The following is a 26,443-nucleotide window of genomic DNA, read 5'->3' on the forward strand; positions in this document are numbered from 1 at the left end:
GCACGCGTGCGCATTGCCGATAGCGGAGCCGTCGCGCATGCGCACGGAGCGCGCGTGCGGGGCACACGTGCGTGTGCAGTGCGTGGTGTCCGCCGGCGATTGGCGCGGGCAAGCGCTCCTATTCGATGCGGCATCGGCGACACGACGCGCACCGCAATGCTGCACGCGTTCACCATGCGGTACCGCATGTCATCGAACAGCACAAGACGCTTGCCGGACATTGCGGCATGATGCCGCCCTTCGCCGTCTTCCTGCCTTTCCGATGACTCCTTCGTGCACGCTCGTTTCCGCCCTGCAGTCGCTGCAGCAGCAGTTCATCGCCATGCCGCCGGTGCTGTCGATGGGCATTGCCGTCGACGGGCTGCACGACGGCGCGCTGCGCCTGCGCGCGCCGCTGCAGGCCAACGTCAACGACAAGGCCAATGCGTTCGGCGGCAGCCTGGCCTCGTTGATGACCCTGGCCAGCTGGGGGTGGCTGACGCTGCAACTGCAACTGGCCGGGCACGAAGCCGACGTGTATGTCGCCGACAGCCAGCTGCGCTACGTCGCGCCGGTCTACGAGGACCTGGTGGCCAATGCCGAGCCGGCCGAGCTGGGCGGCTGGGATGCGTTTCTGTCCACCTTCCGGCAGCGCGGCAAGGCGCGTATCGGCATGCGCGCGCAGATCGCGCTGGGGTCCGGTGCGGCAGCGGCCACGCTGAGCGGGCGCTTCGTGGCGTTTCCAAAACGGTAGGATGCGGGCTGGATGGAAGGGGGATTACGCATGCGTGCAGTCATTGGAGCACTCGTCCTGCTGGGGCTGGCGACACTGAGCGGGGTGGCCAGCGCGGGCAGCCGCGCCCAGGCGCGCGCGCTGGAAACCACCCAGGCCGCCTACACGGCGGCAGTGCGCTGGAGCGATTTCGATGCTGCGCAGGGTTTTGTCGAACCAACCTATGCCCAGGCGCATCCGCTCAGCGACCTGGAACGTTCGCGCTACGAGCAGGTGCAGATTTCCGGTTACCGCGAGCTGCGCGTGGGCGAAGACGCCAATGGCGACCTGCGCCGCGAGGTCGAACTGCGCGTGATCAACCGCAATACCCAGGCCGAGCGGTTGGTGCGCAGCATCGAGCTGTGGCGCTGGGACGCCGAGCACAAACGCTGGTGGCTGGCCAGCGGCCTGCCCGACCTGTGGAAGGGCCAATAGCCCGGCCCTGCCTGCGCTGGCCGTCGCGTGCGCCAGCTGTGCGACAATTCCCGCCCGCTTGACTGACCCTGACCCCGTGAATTTTGAAGAGCTGCAGGCCTTTGTCGGCCGCAACCCCATGTTGTCGCTGGCCCTGGTGGGCCTGACCATCGCCCTGATCGTCACCGAGGTCGCGCGCCTGTTCCGTGGGTACCGCGCACTCAAGCCGGCCGAGCTGACCCGCCTGATCAACAGCGAAGACGCGCTGGTGATCGACCTGTCGCCTACCGCCGATTTCGAAAAAGGCCATATCGCCGGCAGCCGCAACGTGGCGCTGGCCAAGTTCGACCCGGCCAGCAAGCTGCTGGCCAATGCCAAGGCGTCTCCCGTGGTGGTGGTCTGCCGCAGCGGCAACACCTCTGCAGGTGCGGCCAAGACGCTGAAGAAAGCCGGCTTCGAGAAGGTGTACTGGCTCGAAGGTGGCATTGCTGCCTGGCAGATGGCCGAGCTGCCACTGATCAAGGGCCGCTGACCCGCCTTGTGCGGTCCCCCGCAAGCCCCCATTGCTGGCATGAGAGACTTGCACTTTCACGTCTGCATCACTCAACGCTGCATCCACCGAACCGTTTCTGGAGTTAGGAATGTCCGACGAAATCCTCAACGGCGCCGCTGCGCCGGCCGACGCCGCTGCTGGCCCTGCCTTCACCATCGAAAAGATTTACGTCAAGGACGTGTCCTTCGAATCGCCGAATGCACCGGCTGTCTTCAATGACGCCAACCAGCCCGAGCTGCAGCTGAACCTCAATCAGAAGGTGCAGCGCCTCAACGACAACGCCTTCGAAGTCGTGCTGGCCGTGACCCTGACCTGCACCGCCGGTGGCAAGACCGCCTACGTGGCCGAAGTGCAGCAGGCCGGCGTGTTCGGTCTGGTCGGCCTGGAGCCGCAGGCGATCGACGTGCTGCTCGGCACGCAGTGCCCGAACATCCTGTTCCCGTACGTGCGCACCCTGGTCAGCGACCTGATCCAGGCCGGCGGCTTCCCGCCTTTCTACCTGCAGCCGATCAACTTCGAAGCGCTGTACGCAGAAACCCTGCGTCAGCGTCAGGGCGAAGGCACCTCGCTGGCCGATTCCGAGCCGGCTGGCAACGCCTAAGCACTGTCTGCGCCGATGAGCGAGTCGACCCGGAAAATCGCCGTGCTCGGCGCCGGCTCCTGGGGCACGGCGTTGGCTGCGCTGCTCGCCAGGCACGGTCATCCGACCGTGCTGTGGGGACGCGATGCGGCGATGGTGGACACCATCAACCGCACCCACGAGAACGCGCGTTACCTGCCGGGCATTCCACTGCCCGGCAGCCTGCGTGCCACCACCGACCTGCAGGCAGCGATTGCCGATGCCGCCTGGATCCTGGTGGTGGTGCCTTCGCATGCCTTCACCGAAACCATCCGGCTGATTGCACCGCTGCGTCCGGCCAACGCCGGCGTGGCGTGGGCAACCAAGGGCTTCGAGCCCGGGTCCGGGCGGTTTCTGCATGAAGTGGCGCGCGATCTGCTCGGCCCGGCCGTTCCGCTGGCCGTGGTGACCGGGCCGTCCTTCGCCAAGGAAGTCACGCTCGGCCTGCCGACCGCCATCACCGTGCACGGCGACGATGCCGCGTTTGCACAGGTCGTGGCCGATGCCATGCATGGCCCCACCTTCCGCGCCTATACCGGCGATGACATGGTGGGCGCCGAGCTCGGCGGCGCAATGAAGAACGTGCTGGCCGTGGCGACCGGTGTGGCCGATGGCATGCAGCTTGGCCTCAATGCGCGTGCCGGCCTGATCACCCGTGGCTTGAACGAGATGTTGCGGTTGGCTGCGGCGATCGGCGCGCGTCCGGAGACCTTGATGGGCTTGGCTGGCCTGGGCGATCTGGTGCTCACCTGCACCGGCGATCTATCGCGCAACCGGCGGCTCGGATTGGCGTTGGGGCGTGGGCAGAGCTTGACCGATGCAATCCGCGAGATCGGCCAGGTGGTCGAGTCGGTGCAGACCGCCGACGAGGTGATGCGGCAAGCCGAGCAGCATGGCATCGAACTGCCGATCTCCAATGCGGTGCGCGCCGTCCTGCACGGCGAAATCACGCCGGAGGCCGGCTTGAAAGGCCTGCTGGCACGCGAGCGCAAGCCCGAGTACCCGCACACCTTGTTTACCTGAGTGACCCAGCGCGCCGCGTGCGCTGCGCAGAATGCAAAAGCCCGGCACTGCCGGGCTTTTTGCTGTAACCGACCATGGCGATGGCGATGGCGATGGCGATGGCGATGGCGCTGCGATCGCGATATGCACGCGGTGCGTTGCCCGAACGCCACGCCGAATGCGGCGTCTGACGCCAACCGCTCCTGGCTTCACCGATCGCACAAAAGAAAGAAGCCCGGTCGGGGGACCGGGCTTCCGATGCAGCGCGGGAGAGAGTCGCGCTGCAGTCAAACGTGCGGCTTACCAGCTGAAGCGCGGGCCGACCGACCATTCCTTGTTGCCGTCGCCATCCATACGGATGTCGCCGTTGATGCCCCAGTTCTGGTTCAACTTCACCTGGGCGCCGAGGCGGCCGTAGAAGTTGTCGCCGATGTCGATGCCGCGCTTCTTGGAGAAGTCTTCGTAGCCAGCCAGGGCATAGACTTCGAGGTGCTCGCCAAAGGCGTTACGCAGGCCGGCTTCCACGCTGTAGCCGTCGAAGCTGATGTTCGGGGTGTCCAGGTCCAGCTTGCGGTAGGCAACGCGCGCAACGAAGTCGGTGCTGGTGGCGATCTCGTGGTTGTAGCCCACGCCCACGCCCCACTGCTGGAAGTCGGAGTTGGAGCTTTCGAACACGTTGTCGTTGTCGTCAGCGTTCTGCTTGCTGTAGTCGCCGAACACGTGGAAGTTCGGAGCAACGGCGTAAGAGGCCTTCAGGCCCCAACCGTCGGCGTCGCGACCTTCGGTCGGCGTGCGCACGTAGTCGCCTTCGACGAAGTTGTAGGAGAGATTTTCAGCAGCGGAGGCCGCAAACGGCAGGGCTGCGAGGAGGCCGAGGGCCAGCAGTGAGTTCTTCATGATCGATACCTGTACTTATGGTTTGGGCCGGCGCTGAGGCGGATGCCGTTCGCTGCCGAGATGTAAATTCTCCGTTATTCGATGGAACGCGACATGAATTCTGGACTGACCAGTGAATGAATCATCGCGCCAGATTCAGCTGCGCTTTCTTGTGGCGCTCAGGCGATGCGCGTAGCGCACGCGTGAAGCGTGACGGCATGACGGTTATGCGGCGCAAATGTGAGATGCGTGTGCAGAAATGCAAAATCCCCCGCAATTCCCGCTGCTTTCGCATGTCAGCACATTGTACTGACATCGCCGCTGGGAGCATTGCACGCTCCTGGATGAGTGCGGAGCTACATCGTGGCGAAGAAGAAGACGTTGGCGCGGTTTCTGGCCGAGACACTGCAGAGCGCGGGGGTGGAGCGGATCTGGGGTGTGACCGGCGACAGCCTCAACGGCCTGACCGACGCGCTGCGCGAGATGCAGACCATCGAGTGGATGCACGTGCGCCATGAAGAAGTCGCCGCATTTGCCGCAGGCGCCGAAGCGGCGGTCACCGGCGAATTGGCGGTGTGCGCGGGAAGCTGCGGGCCGGGCAATCTGCACTTAATCAATGGCTTGTTCGATTGTCACCGCAGCCGCCAGCCGGTGCTGGCGATCGCTGCGCACATTCCGTCCTCGGAGATCGGCCTGAACTATTTTCAGGAAACCCATCCGCAGGAGCTGTTTCGCGAGTGCAGCCACTTCGTGGAGTTGGTGACCAACCCGGCGCAGTTGCCGGAGGTGCTGCACCGGGCGATGCGCTCGGCCATCCTGCAGCAGGGCGTGGCCGTGGTGGTGATTCCCGGCGATATCGCCTTGCTGGAAGTGGACAAGAATCTGTCCAGCGCATGGCCGGCGCTGCGTGCGCCACGTGTGCTGCCCGCCGCGCAAGACGTGCAACAGCTGGCCGAGTTGCTGCAGCAGAGCAAGGCGGTCACCTTGTTGTGCGGCAGCGGCTGTGCCGGCGCGCACGATGCGGTGGTGGCACTGGCCGATACGCTGGGCGCGCCCATCGTGCACGCGCTGCGCGGCAAGGAATACGTGGAATGGGACAACCCGTTCGATGTGGGCATGACCGGCTTGATCGGCTTCAGTTCCGGCTACCACGCAATGCTCAATTGCGACACCTTGCTCATGCTGGGCACGGACTTTCCGTACCGGCAGTTCTATCCGAAGGACGCCACCATCGTGCAGGTGGACCGCGACCCGAGCGCGCTCGGGCGGCGTACGCCGTTGCAGCTGGGCATTGCGGCGGATGTCGGCGAAACCATCGTCGCGTTGCTGCCGCAGCTGCAGCGCCGCGAAGAGCGCGGGTTCCTTGAAAAATCGCTTGCGCACTACCGCAAGGCGCGCGAAGGCCTGGACGATCTGGCAGTGCCGGCCGACCCAGGCGAGCCGCTGCACCCGCAGTTCGTAACCCGGCTGATCAGCCAGATTGCCGATCAGGATGCGGTGTTCACCTGCGATGTCGGCACGCCGACGGTGTGGGCGGCACGTTATCTGCGCATGAACGGCAAGCGGCGCCTGCTGGGTTCCTTCAACCACGGCTCGATGGCCAACGCGATGCCGCAGGCGCTGGGCGCACAGGCGGCATTCCCGGGGCGCCAGGTGATCTCACTGTCCGGCGATGGCGGCTTTGCGATGCTGATGGGCGATTTCATTTCATTGGCGCAGTTGAATCTGCCGGTGAAGATCGTCGTGTTCAACAACGCGTCGCTGGGATTTGTGGCGATGGAGATGAAGGCGGCTGGGTATCTGGATACCGGCACCGAGCTGCGTAATCCGGACTTTGCCGCGATGAGCAACGCGATGGGCATCCTAGGCATTCGTGTCGATGAATCGGCGCAGCTGGAACGTGCATTGCGACAGGCCTTTGCGCATGCTGGTCCGGCGCTGGTGGATGTGCGCATCGCCACCCAGGAACTGGCGGTGCCGCCGGCAATCAAGCTCGAACAGGCCAAGGGCATGGGGCTGTACCTGCTCAAGGCGGTGATGAGCGGGCGTGGCGATGAGGTGATCGAACTGGTCAAGACCAACCTGCGTTAATTCAGTTGCACTCGCGCACACTGGCCGCCCTCTTCAGGTCGCTTCGTCCATGCCCCGTTCGCTGCTACGGCAACTGTTGCTGATCTGGGTGGTGATCGTGGCCGCGTGTCTGGGCGTGGCCACGATGCTGTACGGCTTGTATCGGCAGACCGAAGGAGTGCGGCTGGAGGAAGCGCGGCAGCAATTGAGCGGGCAATGCGCGCGCATCGTGCAGCGCTATGTCGGGGCGAGCGAGGCGGCGCGTACCGGCGACGATGGCGTGGGCCTGGCTGCGGTGGTGGTGCATCTGGTGCTGGCCGATGCGCCAGGTGTGGAAGGTGGCGTCTGGGACCTGCACAAGGGCTTCGTTGCCTACGCGTACCCCACCTACGACGGAAGCGACCACAAGACCGACATTCCTGCTGCGGAATGGACCACCATCGTCAACACCGCGCGGCAGAGCGTGAGCGAGGACAAGCCGGTGCACTACCGCCGCGACGGCAGCCGCGAGGTCCTGTTGATCAGCGCCTGTCCGTTGGCATCGAACAGTGCGGCATGGACGATGATGCGGGTGCCGGCCAGCAAGGCCGATGCGTGGCGGCCGCTGGTCGTCGGCATGCTGTTGATCTTCGCGATGGTGGCGGTGTCGGCCATTGCGCTGGGCGTGGTGGTGCGGCGCTGGCGCCAGCGCCTGCAGCGCATCGAGCACGCGCTGGCTGCCGACACCGAGACGCCGCAGATCCCGCCAACCGGTACGCCGGAACTGGATCGGCTGGGCGCGGCGGTCAATGACTATGCGCAACGCACGGCACAGGCGCTGGTGCAGACGCGCAGGTTGGCCGACGAACTGTCGCGGCACGAGCGCCTGGCCGCGCTGGGCCGGATGACCGCCACGGTGGCGCACGAGATTCGCAACCCCATCGCCACGATGCGGCTGGCGGTGGAGAACGAGATCGCCCAGCGCGAGGCCACCCCCGACTCGGCGGCCCATGCCGAGGTGATGCTGGCGCAGATCCGGCGCCTGGACGGGGTGGTCGAGAGCCTGCTCGGCATGGTGCAGCCGATCCGCCTGCACCTGGAGACGGTGGTGGTGCAGGACTGGCTGGCCACGCTGCTGGAGCCGAGTCCGTTGCCGCCGGGCACGCCGCCGCCCCGCTTGCTGCTGCCGGCTGCGCCGCTGCACTGGACCCTGGACCCGCAGCAACTGGGGCGCGCGGTGCACAACCTGCTGCGCAATGCCGGGCAGCACGCCGATCCGGGCAGTGCGATCACGCTGCAGGCAGCAGCGGTGGAAGGGACGCTGCAGCTGCAGGTCTCCAACCACGGTGCTGCAATCGCCGAACCGATCGCCACGCAGTTGTTCGAACCATTCGTCAGTGGCCGTAGCGACGGCAATGGCCTGGGGCTGGCGCTGGTGCGCGAGATCGCGCGCGCGCATGGCGGGCAGGTGCGCTACGCGCATGCCGACGGGCTGACCCATTTCATCCTGGAGCTGTCATGGCGCGCATCCTGATCATCGACGACGATGCCGCGTTTCGCATGACCCTGCAGGCCACCTTGCGCTCGCTCGGGCACGCGGTGGTCAGCGCCGAGAACGGGCCGGACGGGCTGGCCCGGCTGAGCGAGGGCGGGATCGACATGGCGTTCGTGGATTTCCGCATGCCGGGCATGGACGGCATCGCGGTGCTGCGTGCGCGCCAGGACGATGCGCAGGCGCGTCAGGTGCCGCTGGTGATGCTCACTGCCCATGTGTCCAGCGGCAACACCATCGAGGCGATGACGCTGGGCGCCTTCGATCACCTGGTCAAGCCGGTGGGCCGCGCCGACATTGTCGAGGTGGTGCAACGTGCGCTGCTCAGTCGCGCCGATGCGCAGGCTGCGGCAACTGAAACGCCACGTGCGTCAGACGAGGACGACGACGCGCTGGTGGGACACAGCCCGGCGATGCGCACGGTGCACAAGCGCATCGGGCTGGCGGCGGCGTCCGAGTTGTCGGTGTTGATCACCGGGGAAACCGGTACCGGCAAGGAGCTGGCCGCACGCGCCCTGCATCGCGCCAGCCCACGTGCCAACGCGCCGTTCGTTGCGGTCAACTGCGCGGCCATTCCGCTGGAGCTGATGGAGAGCGAGTTGTTTGGCCATCGCAAGGGTGCGTTTTCCGGCGCCGGCAGTGACCGTCTGGGGCTGATTCGCGAGGCCGACGGCGGCACGCTGTTCCTGGACGAGATTGGCGACATGCCACTGCCGATGCAGGCCAAGCTGCTGCGGTTTCTGCAGGAAGGCGAGGTGACGCCGTTGGGTGGCAGCGGCCCGCAGAACGTGGATGTGCGCGTGCTGGCCGCCACCCATCGCGACCTGGCGGCCTGCGTGGCCGATGGACGCTTTCGCAGCGATCTGCGGTACCGGCTCAACGTGGTGCCGATCGAACTGCCGCCGTTGCGCGAGCGTGGCCAGGACATCCTGCTGCTGGCCAGGCACTTCCTCGGCGCCAGCGCAGCGCGCGCGCAGCGCCTGTCGCCTGCCGCGCAAGAGCGCCTGCTCGCGCACAGCTGGCCCGGCAACGTGCGCGAACTGCGCAACGTCATGCAACGCAGCCAGGTGCTGGTGCGCGGAGCCAGCATCGATGCGGCCGATCTGGACGAGGCACTGGCCGAGATCAGCGAGCCGCCGCCCGCCATCGTGCCGGAGCCGACCGGAACCCTGCCGGAGGCCGTCGCACGGCTGGAGAAACAGATGATCCAGTCCGCCCTGGCGCAGAGCCGGGGCAACCGTGCCGAGGCCGCGCGGCGGCTCGGAATCCACCGGCAACTGCTCTATCGCAAGCTGGAGGAATACGGCCTGTGACGCGCGCGCGGAGTGATCGCAGACAGCCGGCAGGTGTCCCCGAAGCGGACATGGTGGATGAAATGCAGACGTCTCCGCAGCGCAATCTGACTGCACAATTCCATTAAAAAACAATGACTTAAAAGTTGGCATGATTGCTGCTCTGCTTGTCGGCACGCGGCTCCTTTCCGCCGCGCTGGAGACATCCCCATGATGCGTCAGACCGTTCTTGCAATTGCCCTGGCCTGCACCATCGGCGCCGCCGCCGCCCAGGTTGCCGCCCCGCCACCGCCGCCGGCCCCCAATGGCCCGGTCGGCAGCCCGCCGGTCCCGCCGACCCCCGTCGCCGCCACGCCGGTCAGCGTGAGCGGTACCGTCGAGCGCTTCCTGCTCAACCCCAATGGCGAAGTCGACGGACTGTGGCTGCGCGACGGCACCCAGGTCGGGTTTCCACCGCATCTGTCCACCGAGGTGAAGGCGGCTGTGCGTAGCGGCGACAACGTGGTCGTGCAGGGCTTCCGCCTGGGAAACCTGCCCGTGCTGCGGGTCAGCTCGATCCGCTCCGGCCGGAGCGGCCGCGAGGTGGTCGACCGCCCACCCGCCTTCGGTGCGCCGCCACCGCCGCCGCCGACCCCGGGCCAGCTCACCCCGCTGCAGTCCGACGGCACGATCCAGCGCCTGGTGTATGGGCCGGCCGGCGAGGTCCATGGGGCGCTGGTCAGCGATGGCACGGTAGTGCGGATGCCGCCGCATCTGGCGCTGCAGTTCACCGACCTGCTGCGCGTGGGCGCACCACTGAGCGCCAACGGATTCGGCGTGGCCACTCCGGACGGTCGTGCGATCGAGGCCACCCAGGTGGGGCGCGACCGCGCCTCGCTGCGTGCGTTGTTCAGCGCGCCGCGTCCGGATGGCCCGCTGCCGCCACCGCCGCCGGGCGCTCCGGTTCCGCCGGCCGGCCGTTGAGCCGGACTGCACATTTCGTGTGCGTTGTTCCCTCCGTTGGCCGCGCCGAGCGCGTGGCCAACGGCTTGACCGGCGTTGCCGGTTTCTTCTTCGGAGTATTCCATGCATTGGGTCGACCCTGATTTCCTGCCCGCCACCCACGGCACCCTGGCGCGTTTCCTGCTCAATCCCAAGGCCGATATCGACGGCCTGCTGCTCACCGACGGCACCGAGGTGCACACGCCGCCGCATCTGTCGGCTGCGCTGCTGAAGGCGCTCAAGCCGGGCAGCACGCTCACCGTGCGTGGCCTCAAGCCGCGCGACGTGGACATGCTGGTGGCGCTGGCGATCGATCCGGATGGCGGCAAACGCATCCTCGACGAAGGCCCGCATGGGCCGCATGCCAAACCCAAGCCCAAGCCGCCCGGCAAGCCGCCCAAGCCGGAGGTCACCCGGCACAGCGGCACCATCACCCGGCTGCTGCACGGCCCGCACGGGCAGGTGCACGGCGTGCTGCTAGACGATGCGGTCACGGTGCGGTTTCCACCGCATGCCGGTGGCGACTTCGCCAGACAGCTGGTGGTCGGCAAGCCGCTGGTGGCCGAAGGCGAGACCAAGGCCACGCCGCATGGTGTGCTGATCCATGCCCATGCCTTGGGTGGCAAGGCGGCGACGCTGAAGCAGATTGCGCATCCGCCGCACGGCCCTGCGCACAAACCCAAGCCCAAGCCCAAACACTAGGAGCCGGACATGCAGCCACCGCGTGCGGTTGAGATGCGTGTCCTGCGGTGTGCCCTGCGTGTCTGTGCATGCGCTGGCAGTGCATCCGGCAGCGGAGCACTGCCATGCCGATGACCAGGGCCAGGCCGCGCGGCACACGTGCGCTGGAAGCACTGCACTTCAGCGTGGCCGATGTGCAGGACGGGCTGGGACCCTTCCTCAGCGTGTTCCTGCAATCCAAGGGCTGGTCGGTGGCGGCGATCGGCACGGTGATGAGCATGGGCGGCATGGCCGGCATGCTCGCCACCACGCCGGCCGGCGCGCTGGTCGATGCGACCCGGCGCAAGCGCGCCGTGGTGGTCATCGGCTGTCTGGCGATCCTGCTTGCCACCGCGCTCATCTGGCTGCGCCCGACCTCGACGGGCGTGGCTGCCGCGCAGATCGCCTCGGCCTTGGCGGCGGCCGGCATCGGCCCGGCGCTGACCGGCATCACGCTGGGCCTGGTACATGCGCGCGGCTTCGACCATCAGCTGGCGCGCAATCAGGTGGCCAACCACGCCGGCAACATGCTGGCGGCGGTATTGGCCGGCTGGTTGGGCTGGCGCTACGGTTTTGCTGCGGTGTTCCTGCTGACTGCGGTCTTCGGCGTTCTGGCACTGGTAGCGGTGCTGGCGATTCCAGCCGCAGCGATCGACCACCGCGCAGCACGCGGTCTGGCATCCAGCGATGGCGGCGATGCGCTCAGTGGCTGGCGCGTGTTGCTGACCTGCCGCCCGCTGGCGCTGCTGGCGGTCACGCTGGGGCTGTTCCATCTGGGCAATGCGGCGATGCTGCCGTTGTACGGCATGGCGATCGTGGCGGCGCATGCCGGCGACCCGAGTGCGCTGACCGCCACCACCATCGTGGTGGCTCAGGCCACGATGATTGTCGTTGCACTGTTGGCGATGCGCTGGATTCGGGTACATGGGCACTGGTGGGTGCTGCTGGTGGCCTTCATGGCGTTGCCATTGCGCGCGCTGGTGGCGGCCTCGGTGATCCATGGCTGGGGCGTATTCCCGGTGCAGATCCTCGATGGGCTGGGCGCCGGCCTGCAAAGCGTGGTGGTACCGGCGCTGGTGGCGCGGTTGTTGCAAGGCACCGGGCGCGTGAATGTCGGCCAGGGTGCGGTGATGACGGTGCAGGGCGTGGGCGCGGCGCTGAGCCCGGCGTTCGGGGGTTGGCTGGCGCATGCCTTCGGCTACCGCATCGCGTTTCTGGCATTGGGCGCGATCGCGTTGCTGGCCGTGGCGTTGTGGGCCGGTTGCCGCGGCATGTTGCAGACGGCGACGTCGGTACAGGCGCAGACAGTGTTGTGATCGGCGCGGCGTGCGCGCAAGGACGCGCCGATTGACCGACAGCCATTGCAGCTTGTGCTTTGGTTACTGCACTGCGCTGGCGAGGATGGCCAGGTGTGGTTTGACCGGAACCGCGTCTTGTCGTCTCAGGACGCGCCGCGGGCGTGCAGATGATGTGGCATGCCTCATCGTTCCCGCCAGGGCCGGTCGATGGGTGCCTCTCGCCGTCGACCGGGCAGCCAGCACGGTTGGCGAGTCTTCGTTTGGATATCCATGCGCGTCATTGAAGATCCCACCGTGCACGTGGCCCGGCGCATGGGCCGCGGGTGCGTCGGCGCGGATGGTTGCGCGCAATCTGCGGCTACTGGCCGCCAGCGAAATTCCACTGCCGCCAGGCTTCGAACACCATCACCGCAACGGTGTTGGACAGATTGAGGCTGCGGTTGTCCGGGCGCATCGGCAGGCGTAGCCGGTGCTGCGGCGGGATCGACTCCAGCACCTCGGCCGGCAGGCCGCGCGTTTCCGGGCCGAACAGAAAAGCATCGCCATCGGCGAACTGCGGAGTGTCATAGCGCACCGTGCTGCGGGTACTCAGCGCGAAGACACGCTTGGGACCGATGGCCGCCAATGCGGCCGGCAGATCGGCATGCACCTGCAACGGTGCGTATTCGTGATAGTCCAGGCCGGCGCGCTTGAGCTGCTTGTCGCTGAGGTCGAAGCCCAGCGGCTCGATCAGGTGCAGGCGCGCGCCGGTGTTGGCGCACAAGCGAATCACATTGCCCGTGTTGGGCGGAATTTCCGGTTGAAACAGGATGACATCAAGGACGGGTGCTGGCATGCGCGCAAGTGTAGCTGCGCGCGTGCTCAAAGGCCGACGGTGGCGCTGACCAGCGCTTCCAGTTCGGCGGGCGAGGGCTGCAGCTGCGGCACCGGCAGGTTGACGATGACCTGGCCCATCAGCGCACCGACGACTGCAGCCGCCTGGCCAACGCCGGTCTGGGTGGTGGCGGTGGCGCTGCGGACCACCAGTTCCGCGCGCTGGTCGGCCGAGGGGCGGACCTGCACCGCAGCCAGGGTGACGATGCGCGGGCCAGCCTGTTCGGCGGCCAATTCAGCCAGCTGTTCGGCGGAGGGGCGCACCTGCACGGCGGCCAGGGTGCGGATGTCGCTGCTGCGTTCCAGGGCCTGCTGGGCAATCTGGTCGGCGGCCGGGCGGACCTGGACGGTGTCCAGGGTGGTCAGCTTGGCCGCCTGGGCGGCACCGGCCAGGCTGGCGCCGGCAAACAGGGCGGCGGAAAGGGCGATGCGCAGGGTCTGGGTCTTCATGGCGAGGTCTCTTAGTGTGGTTAATCAGTGGTGTGGTAGTAAGGTAGTACACCGTTTCAGTGCGTGCAAGGACTTTTTCGTCGTTCGACTAAGTGTTCAGCTAAAAGTCAGCTTCAAGATTAGGCATCTGGGCGTGTATGTAGCTGAGCAAGCCGCATGCCACCCGGGAGTCATTGTTTTTCATGGTGTTTTTTGCAGTCACAGGTGTCCGTGTCCGGACACCCGGACGCAACGGTGGGCAGCGGACGGCGCTGCGTCTGCGGGAACGCGGTCGTCTCGCCACGGTCGGGTGCGCTGAATGGGGGCGTGTGCTGGGCGCGCAGCGCGCACGAAGCCGCCGGCCAAGTGCGGCACAATCCGGCTTTGCCCACAGGTTGATGACGTATGCGCGTGCTGATGTTGTCTGTTCTGGTTGCCACCACCACGGCGGCGTGCACCTGGGTACCGATCGAACAAAGCGGCAAGAGCGTGCAGGTCCTGCCCGCAGGCCCTGTGCCCGCTGGCTGTCAGCAGCAGGGCGAGGTGGTGGTGACGGTCAAGAGCAAGGTCGGCTTCTACAACCGCAACCCGTTGCGGGTGCAGGAGGAACTGGAAACCCTGGCGCGCAACGAGGCACCGGGCGCCAACGCCAACGCGGTGCAGGCGCAAGGCCAGCCGGCCGAGGGAAGCCAGCGTTTCAGCGCCTTCCGCTGCCCGCCGCGCTGAACCGTTGGGCTGGGGCGCCGTCCATTCAAATGTAAAGATGCGGTAAAACCAGCCAGCAGCTAGACTAACGCCCCCTCGCCTGACGCCATGGCGCTACTTCGATGCTCTTCCAGAATGTCTCCATCGCGGGACTGGCGCATATTGATGCGCCGCATACGCTGACTTCCAAGGAAATCAACGAGCGCCTGCAACCGACCTACGACCGCCTCGGGATCAAGACCGACGTGTTGGGCGACGTTGCCGGTATCCATGCACGGCGCTTGTGGGACCAGGATGTGCAGGCCTCCGACGCCGCCACCCAGGCCGCGCGCAAGGCGCTGGTCGATGCCGGCATCGGCATCGAGAAGATCGGCCTGCTGGTCAACACCTCGGTGAGCCGCGACTACCTGGAGCCGTCCACCGCCTCCATCGTGTCCGGCAACCTGGGCGTGGGCGACCACTGCGTCACCTTCGACGTGGCCAATGCCTGTCTTGCCTTCATCAACGGCATGGACATCGCCGCGCGCATGCTCGAGCGCGGCGAGATCGACTACGCGCTGGTCGTCGATGGCGAAACCGCCAACCTGGTCTATGAAAAGACCCTGGAGCGGATGACCTCGCCGGATGTCACCGAAGAGGAGTTCCGCAACGAACTGGCCGCCCTGACCCTGGGCTGCGGTGCCGCTGCCATGGTGATGGCGCGCAGCGAGCTGGTACCGGATGCCCCGCGCTACAAGGGCGGCGTGACCCGCTCGGCCACCGAATGGAACAAGCTGTGCCGGGGCAACCTGGACCGGATGGTCACCGATACCCGCCTGTTGCTGATCGAAGGCATCAAGCTGGCACAGAAGACCTTCCTGGCTGCCAAGCAGGTGCTGGGTTGGGCGGTGGACGAAGTGGACCAGTTCGTCATCCACCAGGTCAGCCGCCCGCACACCGCCTCGTTCGTGAAGTCGTTCGGTATCGATCCGGCCAAGGTCATGACCATCTTCGGCGAGCACGGCAACATCGGTCCGGCCTCGGTGCCGATCGTGCTGAGCAAGCTCAAGGAGCTCGGCCGCCTCAAGAAGGGCGACCGCATCGCGCTGATGGGTATTGGCTCCGGGCTGAACTGCTCGATGGCGGAAGTGGTCTGGTGACTACCCTGGTGGGGACGCGTTAAAAAAAATGGATTTTTAGAACGCGTCCCTGCATCATGTTCGTTCTCGCGACATGAGCCCGTGACATGGACGACACGCCAGCCTTCGACCCGACCAAGCCGCACAACGCGCTTGCGCCGCTGCCGCCGGCGGGAGATATCGAAACACGGAGCCTGCTCAAGGCGTGCATCGTTGCCCGCACCGCCCTGGCCGAGTTGAAGCAGGCCACCGCGCTATTGCCCAACCCGGCTGTGTTGATCAATACGATTCCGATCCTGGAGGCGCAGGCCAGCTCGGAGATCGAAAACATCGTCACGACCACTGACGATTTATTTCGTTACGCAGACGATCAGGAGCGTGCCCAGAATCCCGCGACCAAAGAAGCGCTGCGTTACCGCAGTGCGTTGTACGAGGGATTTCAATCGCTCCAGCAGCGGCCGCTGTGTACCGATACTGCCGTCGTGGTGTGCAGCCGCATCAAAGCGGCGCAGATGCAGATCCGTCGGGTGCCGGGTACCGCGTTGGCCAACGACCAGATTCAGCAGATCATCTACACCCCGCCGGTGGGCGAAACGCTGCTGCGCGACAAACTCGCGAACTGGGAGCGTTTCATCCACGAACACACCGATGTCGATCCGTTGATTCGGATGGCGGTTGCGCATTACCAGTTCGAAGCGATCCACCCGTTTACCGATGGCAACGGTCGCACCGGGCGGGTGCTGAATCTGCTGATGTTGATCGAACAGGGATTGCTCGATGTGCCGGTGCTGTACCTGTCGCGCTACATCATTCGCCATCGCAGCGATTATTACCGCCTGCTGCTGGACGTGACCCGGCATGGGCACTGGGCCGAATGGATTCATTACATGCTTGCTGCCGTTGCAGAGACTGCTGCGTGGACAACCGAAAAAATCCAGGCGATCCGCGGCCTGGAGGCGCAGGCGCGCGATCATGTCCGCAGCCTCGCACCCAAGGCGTACAGCCGCGAGCTCGTCGATGTGATCTTCAATCAGCCGTATTGCCGCATTCAAAATGTCGTGGACATGGTGGGGGTCACGCGCCAGACCGCCGCGCGTCATCTAAAGGAGCTGGTGGCGATTGGTGTGCTCAAGGAACAGCGCTTGGGCAAGGAAAAGCTGTTCCTGCATCCGGCATTCCTGCAATTGCTCTCCGCTGACGGTCATCAACTGCCACCTTACCGGACAGGTCCGCGGGCAATGTCATGACATCCATGACTTCTGCAATTGCATGCATCGGTGCTGCCGCCTGATATGGCCCAGCATGTCATCACTGCTGGAGTCTGTTCTGCATCGCCCAGGCGTAGGCCTGCCCCTTTCGCGCTTCTCGAAACACACCGGATCCCTTCGGCATGAACTACCCAGGCTATTCCTTCACTCCCAAGCGCCTTGAGGTGCGTCCCGGCGTTGCGATGTCGTACCTGGACGAAGGTCCGCGCGATGGCGAGGTCGTGATCATGCTGCACGGCAACCCGTCGTGGAGTTATCTCTGGCGCAACCTGGTGAGTGGCTTGTCCGATCGCTACCGCTGCATCGTGCCCGACCACATCGGCATGGGGCTGTCCGACAAGCCCGATGATGCGCCCGACGCGCAGCCGCGTTACGCGTACACGCTGCAATCGCGCGTGGACGATCTGGACACGCTGTTGCGGCATCTGGGCATCACCGGTCCGGTCACGTTGGCGGTGCATGATTGGGGCGGCATGATCGGCTTCGGCTGGGCGCTGTCGCACCACGCGCAAGTCAAACGGCTGGTGATCACCAACACCGCAGCGTTCCCGTTGCCGCCGGAAAAGCAGATGCCCTGGCAGATTGCGATGGGGCGCCATTGGCGGCCGGGCGAATGGTTCATCCGCACCTTCAATGCGTTTTCGTCCGGCGCATCCTGGTTTGGGGTGTCGCGCCGCATGCCGGCCGCCGTGCGGCGTGCCTATGTCGCGCCGTACAACAACTGGCGCAACCGCATCTCCACCATCCGCTTCATGCAGGACATCCCGCTGTCGCCCGCCGACAAGGGCTGGTCGTTGCTGGAGCGCTCGGCGCAGGCGTTGCCCTCGTTCGCCGATCGCCCGGCCTTCATCGCCTGGGGCTTGCGCGACATCTGCTTCGACAAGCATTTCCTGGCCGGCTTTCGCAAGGCGTTGCCGAACGCCGAGGTGACTGCATTCGAGGATGCCAACCACTACGTGCTGGAAGACAAGCACGAGGTGCTGGTACCGGCGATCCGCGCATTTTTGGAGCGCAATCCGCTGTAACGCCTTGCCGCCGGCATTGGATCGCACGTGCTCGATAGCTGCGAGCGATACCAAGCAAATGCGAGGCGACACAGCGGACCGGTGGTGCAGGCGATGCGTCGGCCGTCTTCAGGGATGCACTGCGTGCGTGTTTCGCTGCGCGTTACAGCGTCGGCAACGGGTTGCGTTGCGCATCGTCCACGCCAGCCCAGTCGGCCTCGGTCAACGCATGCAGGCCATGCGCCAGGCGCGATTTATCGCACTGCGCACTGCGCTGCCCGAATTCCAGCGAGGCCGGGACGGCGGCGCAGGACGACGGGCGCCGGTCGTGGATACTGCAACGGCTGTACCGGCCGATGTCGGCGTCCAGGGCGATGCAGCGCGGTTGCGATTGCGAGGTGCCGCGCATCACCCGCTCGTGCGTGCGCAATGCGTCGGTCAGTTCGATCGGCACCCTGCCGCCCAACGCGGGATCGGCTTCGCTCCAGTGGAAACTGACGCGGAAAAAGGCGCAGCAGGCGCCGCAGGTAAGGCAGGGGTGTGCCATGGAAGCCGGGCCTGGCGCGGCGAAATCACGTGGAGAGCGCGGCATTCTGACCGAACCACGCCGCGATACAAGTGGCACGGCCGCGCGCCGGTTAGCGATTCATCTGCTTAGCTCGAACTGGCACGTGTGTGCGCAACGCGGAGCGGCTCGCGCGAACACTGCGCGGCATCGCTGCGCCCCAGGTGACGCGCAGTCACCTCACCAGCCGCAGCCGCGCTGCGGGCACGCCCCAGCGCAGCGACGTGCGCGATCAACGGCCGGCACCGTCGGCGCATGGGTGATAATGCGGCAATGACTACTCTTTGCAATATCGCCGCTACCCTGCCGCTGCTGGCGCGCGAGCGCCCCGACCAGATCGCCATCCGTTGCCCGGGCCGCCGTGCCGCCAACGGATTTGCCGCCTACGATGTGACCTTGAGCTATGCCGAGCTGGACACGCGCAGCGATGCGATCGCCGCTGGCCTGGCCTTGCACGGCATCGGCCGTGGCGTGCGTGCGGTAGTGATGGTGCGGCCGTCGCCAGAATTCTTCCTGCTGATGTTTGCCTTGTTCAAGGCCGGCGCGGTGCCGGTGCTGGTGGATCCGGGCATCGACAAGCGTGCGCTCAAGCAATGCCTGGACGAAGCGCAGCCGCAGGCATTCATCGGCATTCCGCTTGCGCAGCTGGCGCGTCGTCTGTTGCGGTGGGCGCGCTCGGCGAAACGGATCGTCAGCGTCGGCGGCCGTTACGGTTGGGGTGGGGTGACATTGGCGCGCGTGGAGCGCGATGGCGCCGGCGCTGGAAGTCAGCTGGCCGACACTGCGCCGGACGATGTGGCCGCGATCCTGTTCACCAGCGGCTCGACCGGCGTGCCCAAGGGCGTGGTGTACCGGCACCGGCATTTTGTCGGGCAGATCGAATTGCTGCGCAACGCGTTCGGCATGCAGCCCGGCGGTGTGGATCTGCCGACGTTTCCGCCGTTCGCCCTGTTCGACCCGGCCCTGGGGCTGACCTCGGTGATCCCGGACATGGACCCGACCCGCCCGGCCACCGCCGACCCGCGCAAGCTGCACGATGCCATTGCGCGCTTCGGTGTCACCCAGTTGTTCGGTTCGCCTGCGCTGATGCGGGTGTTGGCCGACCATGGCCAGCCGCTGCCCAACGTACGCCTGGCCACCTCGGCCGGTGCGCCGGTGCCGCCGGATGTGGTGGCCACGATCCGTGCGCTGCTACCAGCCGATGCGCAGTTCTGGACCCCGTACGGCGCCACCGAATGCCTGCCGGTGGCCGCGATCGAGGGACGTACGCTGGATGCCACGCGCGCGGCCACCGAGGCCGGCGCCGGTACCTGCGTGGGCCAGGTGGTCGCACCCAACGAGGTGCGCATCATCGCCATCGACGATGCGGCCATTGCCGAGTGGAGTGGTGCGCGCGTGCTGGCCACGGGCGAGGTCGGCGAAATCACTGTCGCCGGCCCCACCACCACCGACACCTATTTCAATCGCGATGCGGCCACACGCATCGCCAAGATCCGCGAGCGCCGCAGCGATGGCAGCGAGCGCATCGTGCACCGCATGGGCGATGTCGGCTATTTCGATGCCGACGGCCGCTTGTGGTTCTGCGGGCGCAAGACCCACCGCGTGGAAACGGCCACCGGCCCGCTGTACACCGAACAGGTGGAGCCGGTCTTCAACGTGCATCCGCAGGTGCGTCGCACTGCGCTGGTGGGCGTGGGCGCACCCGGGCAACAACAGCCCGTGCTGTGCGTGGAATTGCAGCCGGGCGTACCGGCGTCGGCATTTGCGCAGGTACAAACCGACTTGCGCGCGCTGGGCGCGGCGCACCCGCATACCGCGGGCATCGCGCGTTTCCTGCGCCATTCCGGCTTTCCGGTGGACATCCGCCACAACGCCAAGATCGGCCGCGAAACGTTGGCAGTCTGGGCGGCGCAGCAGCGTGCGTAATCGGCTGCTGCGTGACACCGCTGCGTCGGCGTGTAGCGCCACGCGCGCGGGTAGTCGTTCTTCTTTACGTTCTTGCAATGGAGGTGGTGCGTGCGGATTCTGGTGACCGGTGGTGGCGGTTTTCTCGGTCAGGCCTTGTGCCGCGGGTTGCGTGCGCGTGGGCACGAAGTGGTGAGCTTCCAGCGCGGCGATTACCCCGTGCTGCAGACACTGGGCGTGGGCCAGATCCGCGGCGACCTGGCCGACCCGCAGGCGGTGCGGCATGCCTTCGCCGGCATCGATGCGGTGTTTCATAACGCCGCCAAGGCCGGTGCGTGGGGCAGTTACGACAGCTATCACCAGGCCAACGTGGTGGGCACGCAGAACGTGATCGATGCCTGCCGCGCCAACGGCGTGCCACGGTTGATCTACACCTCCACGCCCAGCGTGACCCATCGCGCCACCAATCCGGTGGAAGGCCTGGGCGCCGACGAAGTGCCGTATGGCGAAGACCTGCGCGCTGCGTATGCGGCAACCAAGGCGATTGCCGAGCGTGCGGTGCTGGCAGCCAACGATGCGCAACTGGCAACCGTCGCCTTGCGTCCGCGGCTGATCTGGGGGCCGGGCGACAATCACTTGCTGCCGCGCCTGGCAGCGCGCGCACGCGCCGGCCGCCTGCGCATGGTGGGCGATGGCAGCAATCTGGTGGACAGCACGTACATCGACAATGCTGCGCAGGCGCATTTCGATGCGTTCGATCACCTCGCGCCGGACGCTGCCTGCGCAGGCAAGGCGTACTTCATTTCCAACGGCGAACCCTTGCCGATGCGCGAGTTGCTCAATCGCCTGCTGGCGGCGGTGGATGCACCGGCAGTGACGCGCTCGCTGTCGTTCAAGACCGCGTACCGGATCGGCGCGGTGTGTGAAACGCTATGGCCACTGTTGCGCCTGCCAGGCGAGGTGCCGTTGACGCGCTTTCTGGTGGAGCAGCTGTGCACGCCGCACTGGTACAGCATGGAGCCGGCGCGCCGCGATTTCGGCTATGTGCCGCGCATCAGCATCGAAGAAGGGCTCAATCGGCTGCGATCCTCATCTTCCAACGACATCGCCATCACCCGATAAAGACCGGCACATCCACAAGATACGCCTGCGCCGATTCGGCACGACAACTTTTGGAACCATTGCCATGCTGCATTACGCCATCATCTTCTTCGTCATCGCCATCATCGCTGCTGTCCTGGGCTTCAGTGGTATCGCCGGTGCGGCGACCAACATCGCCTGGATCCTGTTCGTGGTGTTCCTGATCCTGGCAGTGATCTCGATGTTCCGTCGCGGCAAGGTATAACGCCTAAACGCGATACGTCACGGCAGCGGCGCTGCCGATCGGCGCTCACATGGCCCGCTTCCGCAAGGAGGCGGGCCATGTGCGTTTTGGGCTGCGCGATGCAGTGCGCTGCGTTACAGCCGCTTTTCCAGGTAGCGCACCTGTTTGCCGCTGGCCAGTACCGCCTCGCCGATCGGCACGAACCCCAGCTGCTCATGCAGTGCCAGCGAGGCCGGATTGGGCGGTTCGATATTCACCTCGCACACCAATCGCAGGTGCGCTGCGGCGCGCGCCTTGCGGATGAGGTCGCCATACAGCTGCATGGCAAGGCCGCGCCGCCGCGCATGTGCGGCGATCACGATGCGGTCGACATAGACGAAGCGCGCAAAGCGCTCGGCCAGCCACGCGAAGTTGGCGTTGGCATAGGCGGCATCCTGATCCAGCGCAATCAACAGGCCGTCGGCCGGCGCAACGACGCGCGCATGCCAGGCTCTGCGCAACAGCGCAGTCAGCCCGTCGGCATCGAGCAACGACAACTCGGTGGCATGTGCATTGTTGAGCGCAAGCAAGGCCGGTGCGTCGCACGGTTGCAGCGCGCGCAGGGGAGCGGCGGTCATGGGTGCGTGGGTAGCGCGCTGCGCAGCAACTGGTCGTCGGCATGCCGCTGCAATGCCAGGTCGATCAATTGCGTGATCAGGCTTGTGTAGTCCAGTCCACTTGCCTGCCAGAGTTTGGGATACATGCTGATGCGGGTGAATCCGGGCAGCGTGTTGACCTCGTTGATCACGATGCGCCCGTCCGCGTCCAGAAAGACATCCACCCGTGCCATGCCGGCACAGTCCAGTGCCTGATAGGCCTGCACGGCGACCTGCTGGATGCGCTGTTGCGTCTGTGCGTCGATCGCGGCGGGGATCACGATGTCGGCGCCATGGGCGCTGATGTATTTGGTCTGGTACGAATAGAACGCGTCGTGCACCACCACCTCGCCGCAGACACTGGCTTGCGGGGTGGCATTGCCGAGCACGGCGCATTCGATTTCGCGTCCGGCAATGGCCGCTTCCACCAGCACCTTGTGGTCGTATGCCAACGCCAGGGCAAGCGCATCGGCGAAGTCCGCTGCGCTGCGCACCCGGCTGACGCCGACCGAAGAACCCTGGTTGGCCGGTTTGACGAACAACGGCAGCCCGAACCGCGCGATCAGCGCATCCACATCGGCGTGCGCGGCTGTGTGGCGGTTGAAGCACACGAACGGCGCCACTTCCAGGCCGGCATCGCGCAGCACGCGCTTGGCCATGTCCTTGTCCATTGCCAGCGCCGAGCCCAGCACGCCGGAGCCGACGAAGGGCAGGTTGGCCATGCGCAACAATCCCTGCAGCGAGCCGTCCTCGCCCAGGGTGCCGTGCACGATCGGAAACACCACATCGATCTGCGCCAGCGCCTGCTCCGACTCCACCGGGCGCAGCTGCGCCTGCTTGGCGCCGGGCAGCACCGCCACTGCGTGACCGCTGCGGTGCAAGGCGATCCGGCTCGGGTCGTCTGCATCGCGCAGAAAGCCGTCCTGCGCGCTCAGATGCCATTGGCCCTGCTTGTCGATGCCGATCAGCACCGGCTCGAAGCGCTGCGGGTCCAGCGCCTCCAGGACGTTGCGTGCCGACTGCAGCGAGACCTCGTGCTCGGCCGATTTGCCGCCGAAGATGAGACCGACCCGGATCTTGCGCATTGCCTGCTCCTGCCAACTGTTCGAGAAGGGCGCCAGCATGCCCGTGACCGGCCGGCCGAAGGAAGTCGGCAGATCGCGTGCGGCCGGCAATCCGCACGGACGCTGCACTGCTCGCCGCAGGGCGCGATGGTCGCGATGGGCCTCCCGCCCAGCGCAGCGAGTGCAGCCTACCCACGCGCCGCCGCGCAGCGCCGGCAGGCCAGGCCCTCCAGGCAGCGACCGCTGCATCGATCGCTCCACCGCCAAGCAAGCGCGTGCCATGGCCAGCGCGGCGGCTTCGGTGCGCAGCGCCCCGCCATCGTCAGCCAGCTGCGACATGCAGGGACGGTAGAATGCGGGCATGCCCGGATCACTCTTCAATTCCCTCAAGCCGCTCGCCGGCCAGGCCCTGCAGGCCGCGCTCAATCGCGCGCTGGCGCTGGACCCGGATACCCGCGACGCCCTGTTGCCGCTGGAAGGCCAGCGCATTGCGCTGACCCTGGACGCGCCCGCGCTGGCCCTGCAGATCCGCGTGCACGAGCGCCGGTTGCTGGTCGGCCCGGTCGACCCGGCGCAGGAGCCGGATCTGGCGGTGCGCAGCAGCCTGGCCGGCTTGCTCGGGCAATTGCCGCTGCTGGCCAATGCACGGCGCAGCGGCCCGCCGGCCGGCCGGCTCAAGGTCTCCGGCGACGCCGAGCTGGCGCGCCAGCTGCAGCAGCTGGCCGGGCGCTTCGACCCGGACTGGCAACTGCCCTTCGTGGCGGTGTTCGGGCAGATCCTGGGCGTGCAGATCGCCGGCGCAGTACGTGCAGCGCTGCAGCAGGCGCGCCGCAGCGCATCGGACCTGGCCCATAGCGCGGCCGAATTCGTCACCGAGGAATCGCGCGACGTGGTGCCGCGTGCCGAGCTCGATGCCTTCTACGACGACGTGGACGAGCTGCGCGACGGCGTCGAACGGCTGGCCGCACGCGTGGCACGGCTGCGCGCGGCCGGAGGTGCCGCATGAAGGCGCTGTTGCGGGCGAGCCGCATCGGCCGGGTGATCCTGCGCTACCGCCTGGACGACCTGCTGCAGGGCAGCGCCGCCGAGCGCTGGCTGCGCCTGGCCAAGCCGTTCGTGCCGCGTGCCAGCGCCGAGATCGCCGCGCAGTCGCGCGGTGCGCGGCTGCGGCTGGCGTTGCAGGAACTGGGCCCGATCTTCGTCAAGTTCGGGCAGATCCTGTCGACCCGGCGCGATCTGATTCCGGCCGATGTGGCCGAAGAACTCACCCTGCTGCAGGACCGGGTCAAGCCGTTCGACGGCGAGGCCGCACGCCTGATCGTGGAAGGCGCGCTCGGCCTGCCGGTCAGTGTGGCGTTCGCCTCCTTCGACACCGTGCCGCTGGCTTCGGCCTCGATTGCGCAGGTGCATGCGGCCACCTTGCCGCCGGATGCCAACGGCGTGCGCCGCGCCGTGGTGGTCAAGGTGCTGCGCCCGGACATCGAGCGCCAGATCGATGCCGACATCGCGCTGCTGCATTCGCTGGCTACGCTGGTCGAACGCACCCACCCGCGCGCCGACAAGATCCGTCCGCGCGAGGTGGTGGCCGAGATCGAAGGCACCTTGTCGGCCGAACTCGACCTGCAGCGCGAAGGCGCCAATGCCAGCGTGCTGCGCCGGTTCTGGGAGGGCTCGGACGATCTGTACGTGCCGGAAGTGATCTGGTCGCATACCGCCGAACGCGCGCTCACGCTGGAGCGGGTGTACGGCATTCCCTCCGATGACATCGTCAAGCTCGATGCCGCCGGCATCGACCGCAAGGCGCTCGCGGCTAAGGGCGTGCGCGTGTTCTACACGCAGGTGTTCCGCGACAACTTCTTCCACGCCGATGCGCACGCCGGCAACATCTGGGTCGATTCGGACCCGGAGCGCCGCCTCAACCCACGCTTCATCGCGCTGGATTTCGGCATCATGGGTCAGCTCTCGCAGGAAGATCAGTACTACCTGGCCGAGAACTTCATGGCGATCTTCCACAAGGATTACCGCCGTATGGCCGAGCTGCACGTGGAGGCGGGCTGGATGCCGTCGAACGTGCGCATCGACGAGTTGGAGGCGGCCGCGCGCTCGGTGTGCGAGCCGTACTTCACCCGGCCGTTGTCGGAAATCTCGCTGGCGCAGGTGCTGATCAAACTGTTCCGCGTGGCGCAGCGCTACGAGCTGACCCTGCAGCCGCAATTGATCCTGCTGCAAAAGACGCTGCTCAATATCGAAGGCGTGGGCCGGCAACTCGATCCCAAGCTGGACATCTGGGCAGTGGCGCGGCCGGTGCTGGAGCGCATCCTGCGCGAGCGCTACAGCCCGCGCCGGGTGCTGGGTGAGTTGAGCAAGCGCCTGCCGGAAATCATGACGCACGCACCGGACATGCCGCGCCTGGTGCATAGCTGGTTGAAGCAGCAGGTGGAAGGGCGGCATCAACTGGAGATCCGCTCGGCCGAGCTGCGCGCGCTGGATGCGAGCCTGCGCAAGTTGCAGACCCGCGTGGTCACCGCCATCACCGGCAGCGGGCTGCTGGTGGTCGCCGCGGTGCTGTACGGCCTGCACCCGGATGGCTGGTACCTGGGCACGGTGCCGGTGTGGAGCTGGATCAGCGGCGGCGCCGGCTCGGCCGCCCTGCTGGTGGCGTGGCTGCGCCGTTAGGCAAGGGGCTGCGCCAGGGCGCTCATCCGTCGGATGTCGGCGGTGCGGTGGTGGTGTGCCAGGTGTGCGGCGGTCTTGCCGCCACACCGGCAGCGGGCAAGGAGTAAGGGCGTGGCGAGCGATCTGCAGGCATTGAAGGACGAGCTGGCGCGCTTTGGCAGCGCCAACGACGCGCGCGAGTCCGCGCGCGACCGGCGCATGCTCAACATCACTCCGGACACCGGTGCCTTGCTGGCCGTGCTGGTGCGTGCCACCGGCGCGCGCCGCGTTCTCGAAATCGGCACCTCCAACGGCTATTCGATGGTGTGGCTGGCCGAGGCGGCTGCGGCGATCGGTGGGCATGTCACCACCGTGGAGCTTGCCGCCGACAAGGTGGCCCTGGCGCAGGCCACACTCGCACGCAGTGGCTTGGCGGCGTCGGTGGATGTGGTGCACGGCGACGGCGGCGCGTGGCTGACGCAGGCAGCCAGCGCCAGCGTCGATCTGGTCTTCCTGGATTCGGCGCGCGACACGTATGTGCGCTGGTGGCCGGCACTGCGCCGCGTGCTGCGCCATGGTGGCCTGCTGGTGGTCGACAATGCGCTGTCGCACGCCGACGAACTGGCGCCGTTCACCGCGCTGCTGGCTGCCGATCCGGCGATCACCTGCAGCGTGGTGCCGGTGGGCAACGGCGAATTGCTGGCGGTGTGCGGCGCGGCCTGAGTGTGCACCGCTGGCCTGCCACGGCCTCACGCCCAGGGCGCGCGCTGGAGGGAGCCACACGCTCTGCC

27 protein-coding genes are annotated in these 26,443 nt (G+C 66.7%); 21 read left to right on the plus strand and 6 right to left on the minus strand.

The window, feature by feature from the left end; all coding sequences use genetic code 11:
• The first annotated feature begins 262 nt into the window (after window positions 1–262).
• The 5 genes from RZV17_RS01135 (at window position 263) to RZV17_RS01155 (ending at window position 3,360) form a co-directional block, all read left to right on the plus strand.
• On the plus strand, window positions 263–733 hold the full coding sequence (locus RZV17_RS01135; protein WP_355606499.1) for a YiiD C-terminal domain-containing protein: 471 nt from the start codon (window positions 263–265) through the stop codon (window positions 731–733).
• Window positions 734–763: 30 nt separating this feature from the next.
• Window positions 764–1,186 (plus strand): hypothetical protein, encoded by a 423-nt coding sequence (locus tag RZV17_RS01140; RefSeq protein ID WP_104580234.1) that lies wholly within the window; start codon window positions 764–766, stop codon window positions 1,184–1,186.
• 76 nt (window positions 1,187–1,262) lie between these two features.
• A complete protein-coding gene (locus RZV17_RS01145) occupies window positions 1,263–1,697 on the plus strand; it encodes a rhodanese-like domain-containing protein (protein ID WP_005992735.1) in 435 nt (144 codons plus the stop codon).
• A 109-nt stretch (window positions 1,698–1,806) separates the two neighbouring features.
• Complete coding sequence (gene secB, locus RZV17_RS01150) at window positions 1,807–2,319, plus strand: protein-export chaperone SecB (RefSeq protein ID WP_039565876.1); 513 nt, start codon at window positions 1,807–1,809, stop codon at window positions 2,317–2,319.
• A gap of 15 nt (window positions 2,320–2,334) precedes the next feature.
• The gene (locus tag RZV17_RS01155; protein WP_184368718.1) at window positions 2,335–3,360 is read left to right on the plus strand and encodes an NAD(P)H-dependent glycerol-3-phosphate dehydrogenase; all 1,026 of its coding nucleotides are present in this window, start codon (window positions 2,335–2,337) and stop codon (window positions 3,358–3,360) included.
• Window positions 3,361–3,639: 279 nt separating this feature from the next.
• Here the strand turns inward: RZV17_RS01155 and RZV17_RS01160 are convergent, their stop codons facing one another.
• Window positions 3,640–4,236: a diffusible signal factor-reguated Ax21 faimly virulence factor gene (locus RZV17_RS01160; RefSeq protein WP_355606503.1), complete on the minus strand. Its 597-nt coding sequence runs from the start codon at window positions 4,234–4,236 to the stop codon at window positions 3,640–3,642.
• A gap of 360 nt (window positions 4,237–4,596) precedes the next feature.
• On the opposite strand from RZV17_RS01160, the gene poxB reads away from it, so the two are divergent.
• The 6 genes from poxB to RZV17_RS01190 all read left to right on the plus strand — a co-directional run bounded on the left by poxB (window position 4,597) and on the right by RZV17_RS01190 (window position 12,125).
• On the plus strand, window positions 4,597–6,306 hold the full coding sequence (gene poxB / locus RZV17_RS01165; RefSeq protein ID WP_355609090.1) for a ubiquinone-dependent pyruvate dehydrogenase: 1,710 nt from the start codon (window positions 4,597–4,599) through the stop codon (window positions 6,304–6,306).
• Between the two features lie 49 nt (window positions 6,307–6,355).
• Window positions 6,356–7,798 carry a HAMP domain-containing sensor histidine kinase gene (locus RZV17_RS01170; protein WP_355606506.1) on the plus strand — a complete coding sequence of 481 codons (1,443 nt, stop codon included), beginning with the start codon at window positions 6,356–6,358 and terminating at the stop codon, window positions 7,796–7,798.
• A complete protein-coding gene (locus tag RZV17_RS01175) occupies window positions 7,783–9,129 on the plus strand; it encodes a sigma-54 dependent transcriptional regulator (protein ID WP_355606509.1) in 1,347 nt (448 codons plus the stop codon). The genes RZV17_RS01170 and RZV17_RS01175 overlap by 16 nt, the downstream gene beginning before the upstream one ends.
• Before the next feature lie 189 nt (window positions 9,130–9,318).
• Window positions 9,319–10,071, plus strand: a complete 753-nt coding sequence (locus RZV17_RS01180; protein WP_104580230.1) for a hypothetical protein — start codon at window positions 9,319–9,321, stop codon at window positions 10,069–10,071.
• Between the two features lie 102 nt (window positions 10,072–10,173).
• On the plus strand, window positions 10,174–10,791 hold the full coding sequence (locus RZV17_RS01185; protein ID WP_047694412.1) for a hypothetical protein: 618 nt from the start codon (window positions 10,174–10,176) through the stop codon (window positions 10,789–10,791).
• A 104-nt stretch (window positions 10,792–10,895) separates the two neighbouring features.
• Window positions 10,896–12,125 (plus strand): MFS transporter, encoded by a 1,230-nt coding sequence (locus RZV17_RS01190; RefSeq protein WP_179453376.1) that lies wholly within the window; start codon window positions 10,896–10,898, stop codon window positions 12,123–12,125.
• A 340-nt stretch (window positions 12,126–12,465) separates the two neighbouring features.
• On the opposite strand, the gene RZV17_RS01195 is transcribed toward RZV17_RS01190, so the two are convergent.
• Both RZV17_RS01195 and RZV17_RS01200 read right to left on the minus strand, forming a co-directional pair.
• On the minus strand, window positions 12,466–12,942 hold the full coding sequence (locus RZV17_RS01195) for a tRNA (cytidine(34)-2'-O)-methyltransferase (RefSeq protein WP_039406870.1): 477 nt from the start codon (window positions 12,940–12,942) through the stop codon (window positions 12,466–12,468).
• A gap of 26 nt (window positions 12,943–12,968) precedes the next feature.
• On the minus strand, window positions 12,969–13,430 hold the full coding sequence (locus RZV17_RS01200) for a hypothetical protein (protein WP_355606513.1): 462 nt from the start codon (window positions 13,428–13,430) through the stop codon (window positions 12,969–12,971).
• Window positions 13,431–13,814: 384 nt separating this feature from the next.
• Between RZV17_RS01200 and RZV17_RS01205 the strand changes: the two genes are divergently transcribed.
• The 4 genes from RZV17_RS01205 (at window position 13,815) to RZV17_RS01220 (ending at window position 17,525) form a co-directional block, all read left to right on the plus strand.
• A complete protein-coding gene (locus tag RZV17_RS01205) occupies window positions 13,815–14,135 on the plus strand; it encodes a DUF4156 domain-containing protein (protein ID WP_039406865.1) in 321 nt (106 codons plus the stop codon).
• A 101-nt stretch (window positions 14,136–14,236) separates the two neighbouring features.
• On the plus strand, window positions 14,237–15,253 hold the full coding sequence (locus tag RZV17_RS01210; protein WP_039406862.1) for a 3-oxoacyl-ACP synthase III: 1,017 nt from the start codon (window positions 14,237–14,239) through the stop codon (window positions 15,251–15,253).
• A gap of 86 nt (window positions 15,254–15,339) precedes the next feature.
• Window positions 15,340–16,479, plus strand: coding sequence for a protein adenylyltransferase Fic (gene fic / locus RZV17_RS01215; protein WP_047694414.1), 1,140 nt, complete (start codon window positions 15,340–15,342; stop codon window positions 16,477–16,479).
• A gap of 143 nt (window positions 16,480–16,622) precedes the next feature.
• The gene (locus RZV17_RS01220; protein WP_355606518.1) at window positions 16,623–17,525 is read left to right on the plus strand and encodes an alpha/beta fold hydrolase; all 903 of its coding nucleotides are present in this window, start codon (window positions 16,623–16,625) and stop codon (window positions 17,523–17,525) included.
• A gap of 142 nt (window positions 17,526–17,667) precedes the next feature.
• Here RZV17_RS01220 and RZV17_RS01225 read toward each other — a convergent pair whose 3' ends face one another.
• Window positions 17,668–18,051, minus strand: coding sequence for a YkgJ family cysteine cluster protein (locus tag RZV17_RS01225; RefSeq protein ID WP_039406853.1), 384 nt, complete (start codon window positions 18,049–18,051; stop codon window positions 17,668–17,670).
• 291 nt (window positions 18,052–18,342) lie between these two features.
• Between RZV17_RS01225 and oleC the strand changes: the two genes are divergently transcribed.
• The 3 genes from oleC (at window position 18,343) to RZV17_RS01240 (ending at window position 21,319) form a co-directional block, all read left to right on the plus strand.
• Window positions 18,343–19,995 (plus strand): olefin beta-lactone synthetase, encoded by a 1,653-nt coding sequence (gene oleC / locus RZV17_RS01230; protein WP_355606521.1) that lies wholly within the window; start codon window positions 18,343–18,345, stop codon window positions 19,993–19,995.
• A gap of 90 nt (window positions 19,996–20,085) precedes the next feature.
• Window positions 20,086–21,096, plus strand: a complete 1,011-nt coding sequence (oleD, locus tag RZV17_RS01235) for a 2-alkyl-3-oxoalkanoate reductase (protein WP_355606524.1) — start codon at window positions 20,086–20,088, stop codon at window positions 21,094–21,096.
• A gap of 64 nt (window positions 21,097–21,160) precedes the next feature.
• Entirely contained in the window at window positions 21,161–21,319 is a 159-nt protein-coding gene (locus RZV17_RS01240) for a DUF1328 domain-containing protein (RefSeq protein ID WP_003468167.1), read from the plus strand.
• Between the two features lie 113 nt (window positions 21,320–21,432).
• Here RZV17_RS01240 and RZV17_RS01245 read toward each other — a convergent pair whose 3' ends face one another.
• Both RZV17_RS01245 and ddlA read right to left on the minus strand, forming a co-directional pair.
• Entirely contained in the window at window positions 21,433–21,915 is a 483-nt protein-coding gene (locus RZV17_RS01245) for a GNAT family N-acetyltransferase (protein ID WP_104580223.1), read from the minus strand.
• A complete protein-coding gene (gene ddlA / locus RZV17_RS01250) occupies window positions 21,912–23,018 on the minus strand; it encodes a D-alanine--D-alanine ligase (RefSeq protein WP_355606527.1) in 1,107 nt (368 codons plus the stop codon). The genes RZV17_RS01245 and ddlA overlap by 4 nt, the downstream gene beginning before the upstream one ends.
• Before the next feature lie 340 nt (window positions 23,019–23,358).
• Between ddlA and RZV17_RS01255 the strand changes: the two genes are divergently transcribed.
• The 3 genes from RZV17_RS01255 (at window position 23,359) to RZV17_RS01265 (ending at window position 26,375) form a co-directional block, all read left to right on the plus strand.
• A complete protein-coding gene (locus tag RZV17_RS01255) occupies window positions 23,359–24,003 on the plus strand; it encodes an SCP2 sterol-binding domain-containing protein (RefSeq protein ID WP_355606530.1) in 645 nt (214 codons plus the stop codon).
• Window positions 24,000–25,673, plus strand: a complete 1,674-nt coding sequence (ubiB, locus tag RZV17_RS01260; RefSeq protein ID WP_047694421.1) for a ubiquinone biosynthesis regulatory protein kinase UbiB — start codon at window positions 24,000–24,002, stop codon at window positions 25,671–25,673. Before RZV17_RS01255 ends, ubiB begins: the two co-directional genes overlap by 4 nt.
• 111 nt (window positions 25,674–25,784) lie before the next feature.
• A complete protein-coding gene (locus tag RZV17_RS01265; RefSeq protein WP_355606534.1) occupies window positions 25,785–26,375 on the plus strand; it encodes a class I SAM-dependent methyltransferase in 591 nt (196 codons plus the stop codon).
• Window positions 26,376–26,443 lie beyond the last annotated feature (68 nt).

Origin of the sequence: Xanthomonas cannabis, assembly GCF_040616535.1 — a bacterium.
In the GTDB taxonomy this organism is placed as follows: domain Bacteria; phylum Pseudomonadota; class Gammaproteobacteria; order Xanthomonadales; family Xanthomonadaceae; genus Xanthomonas; species Xanthomonas cannabis.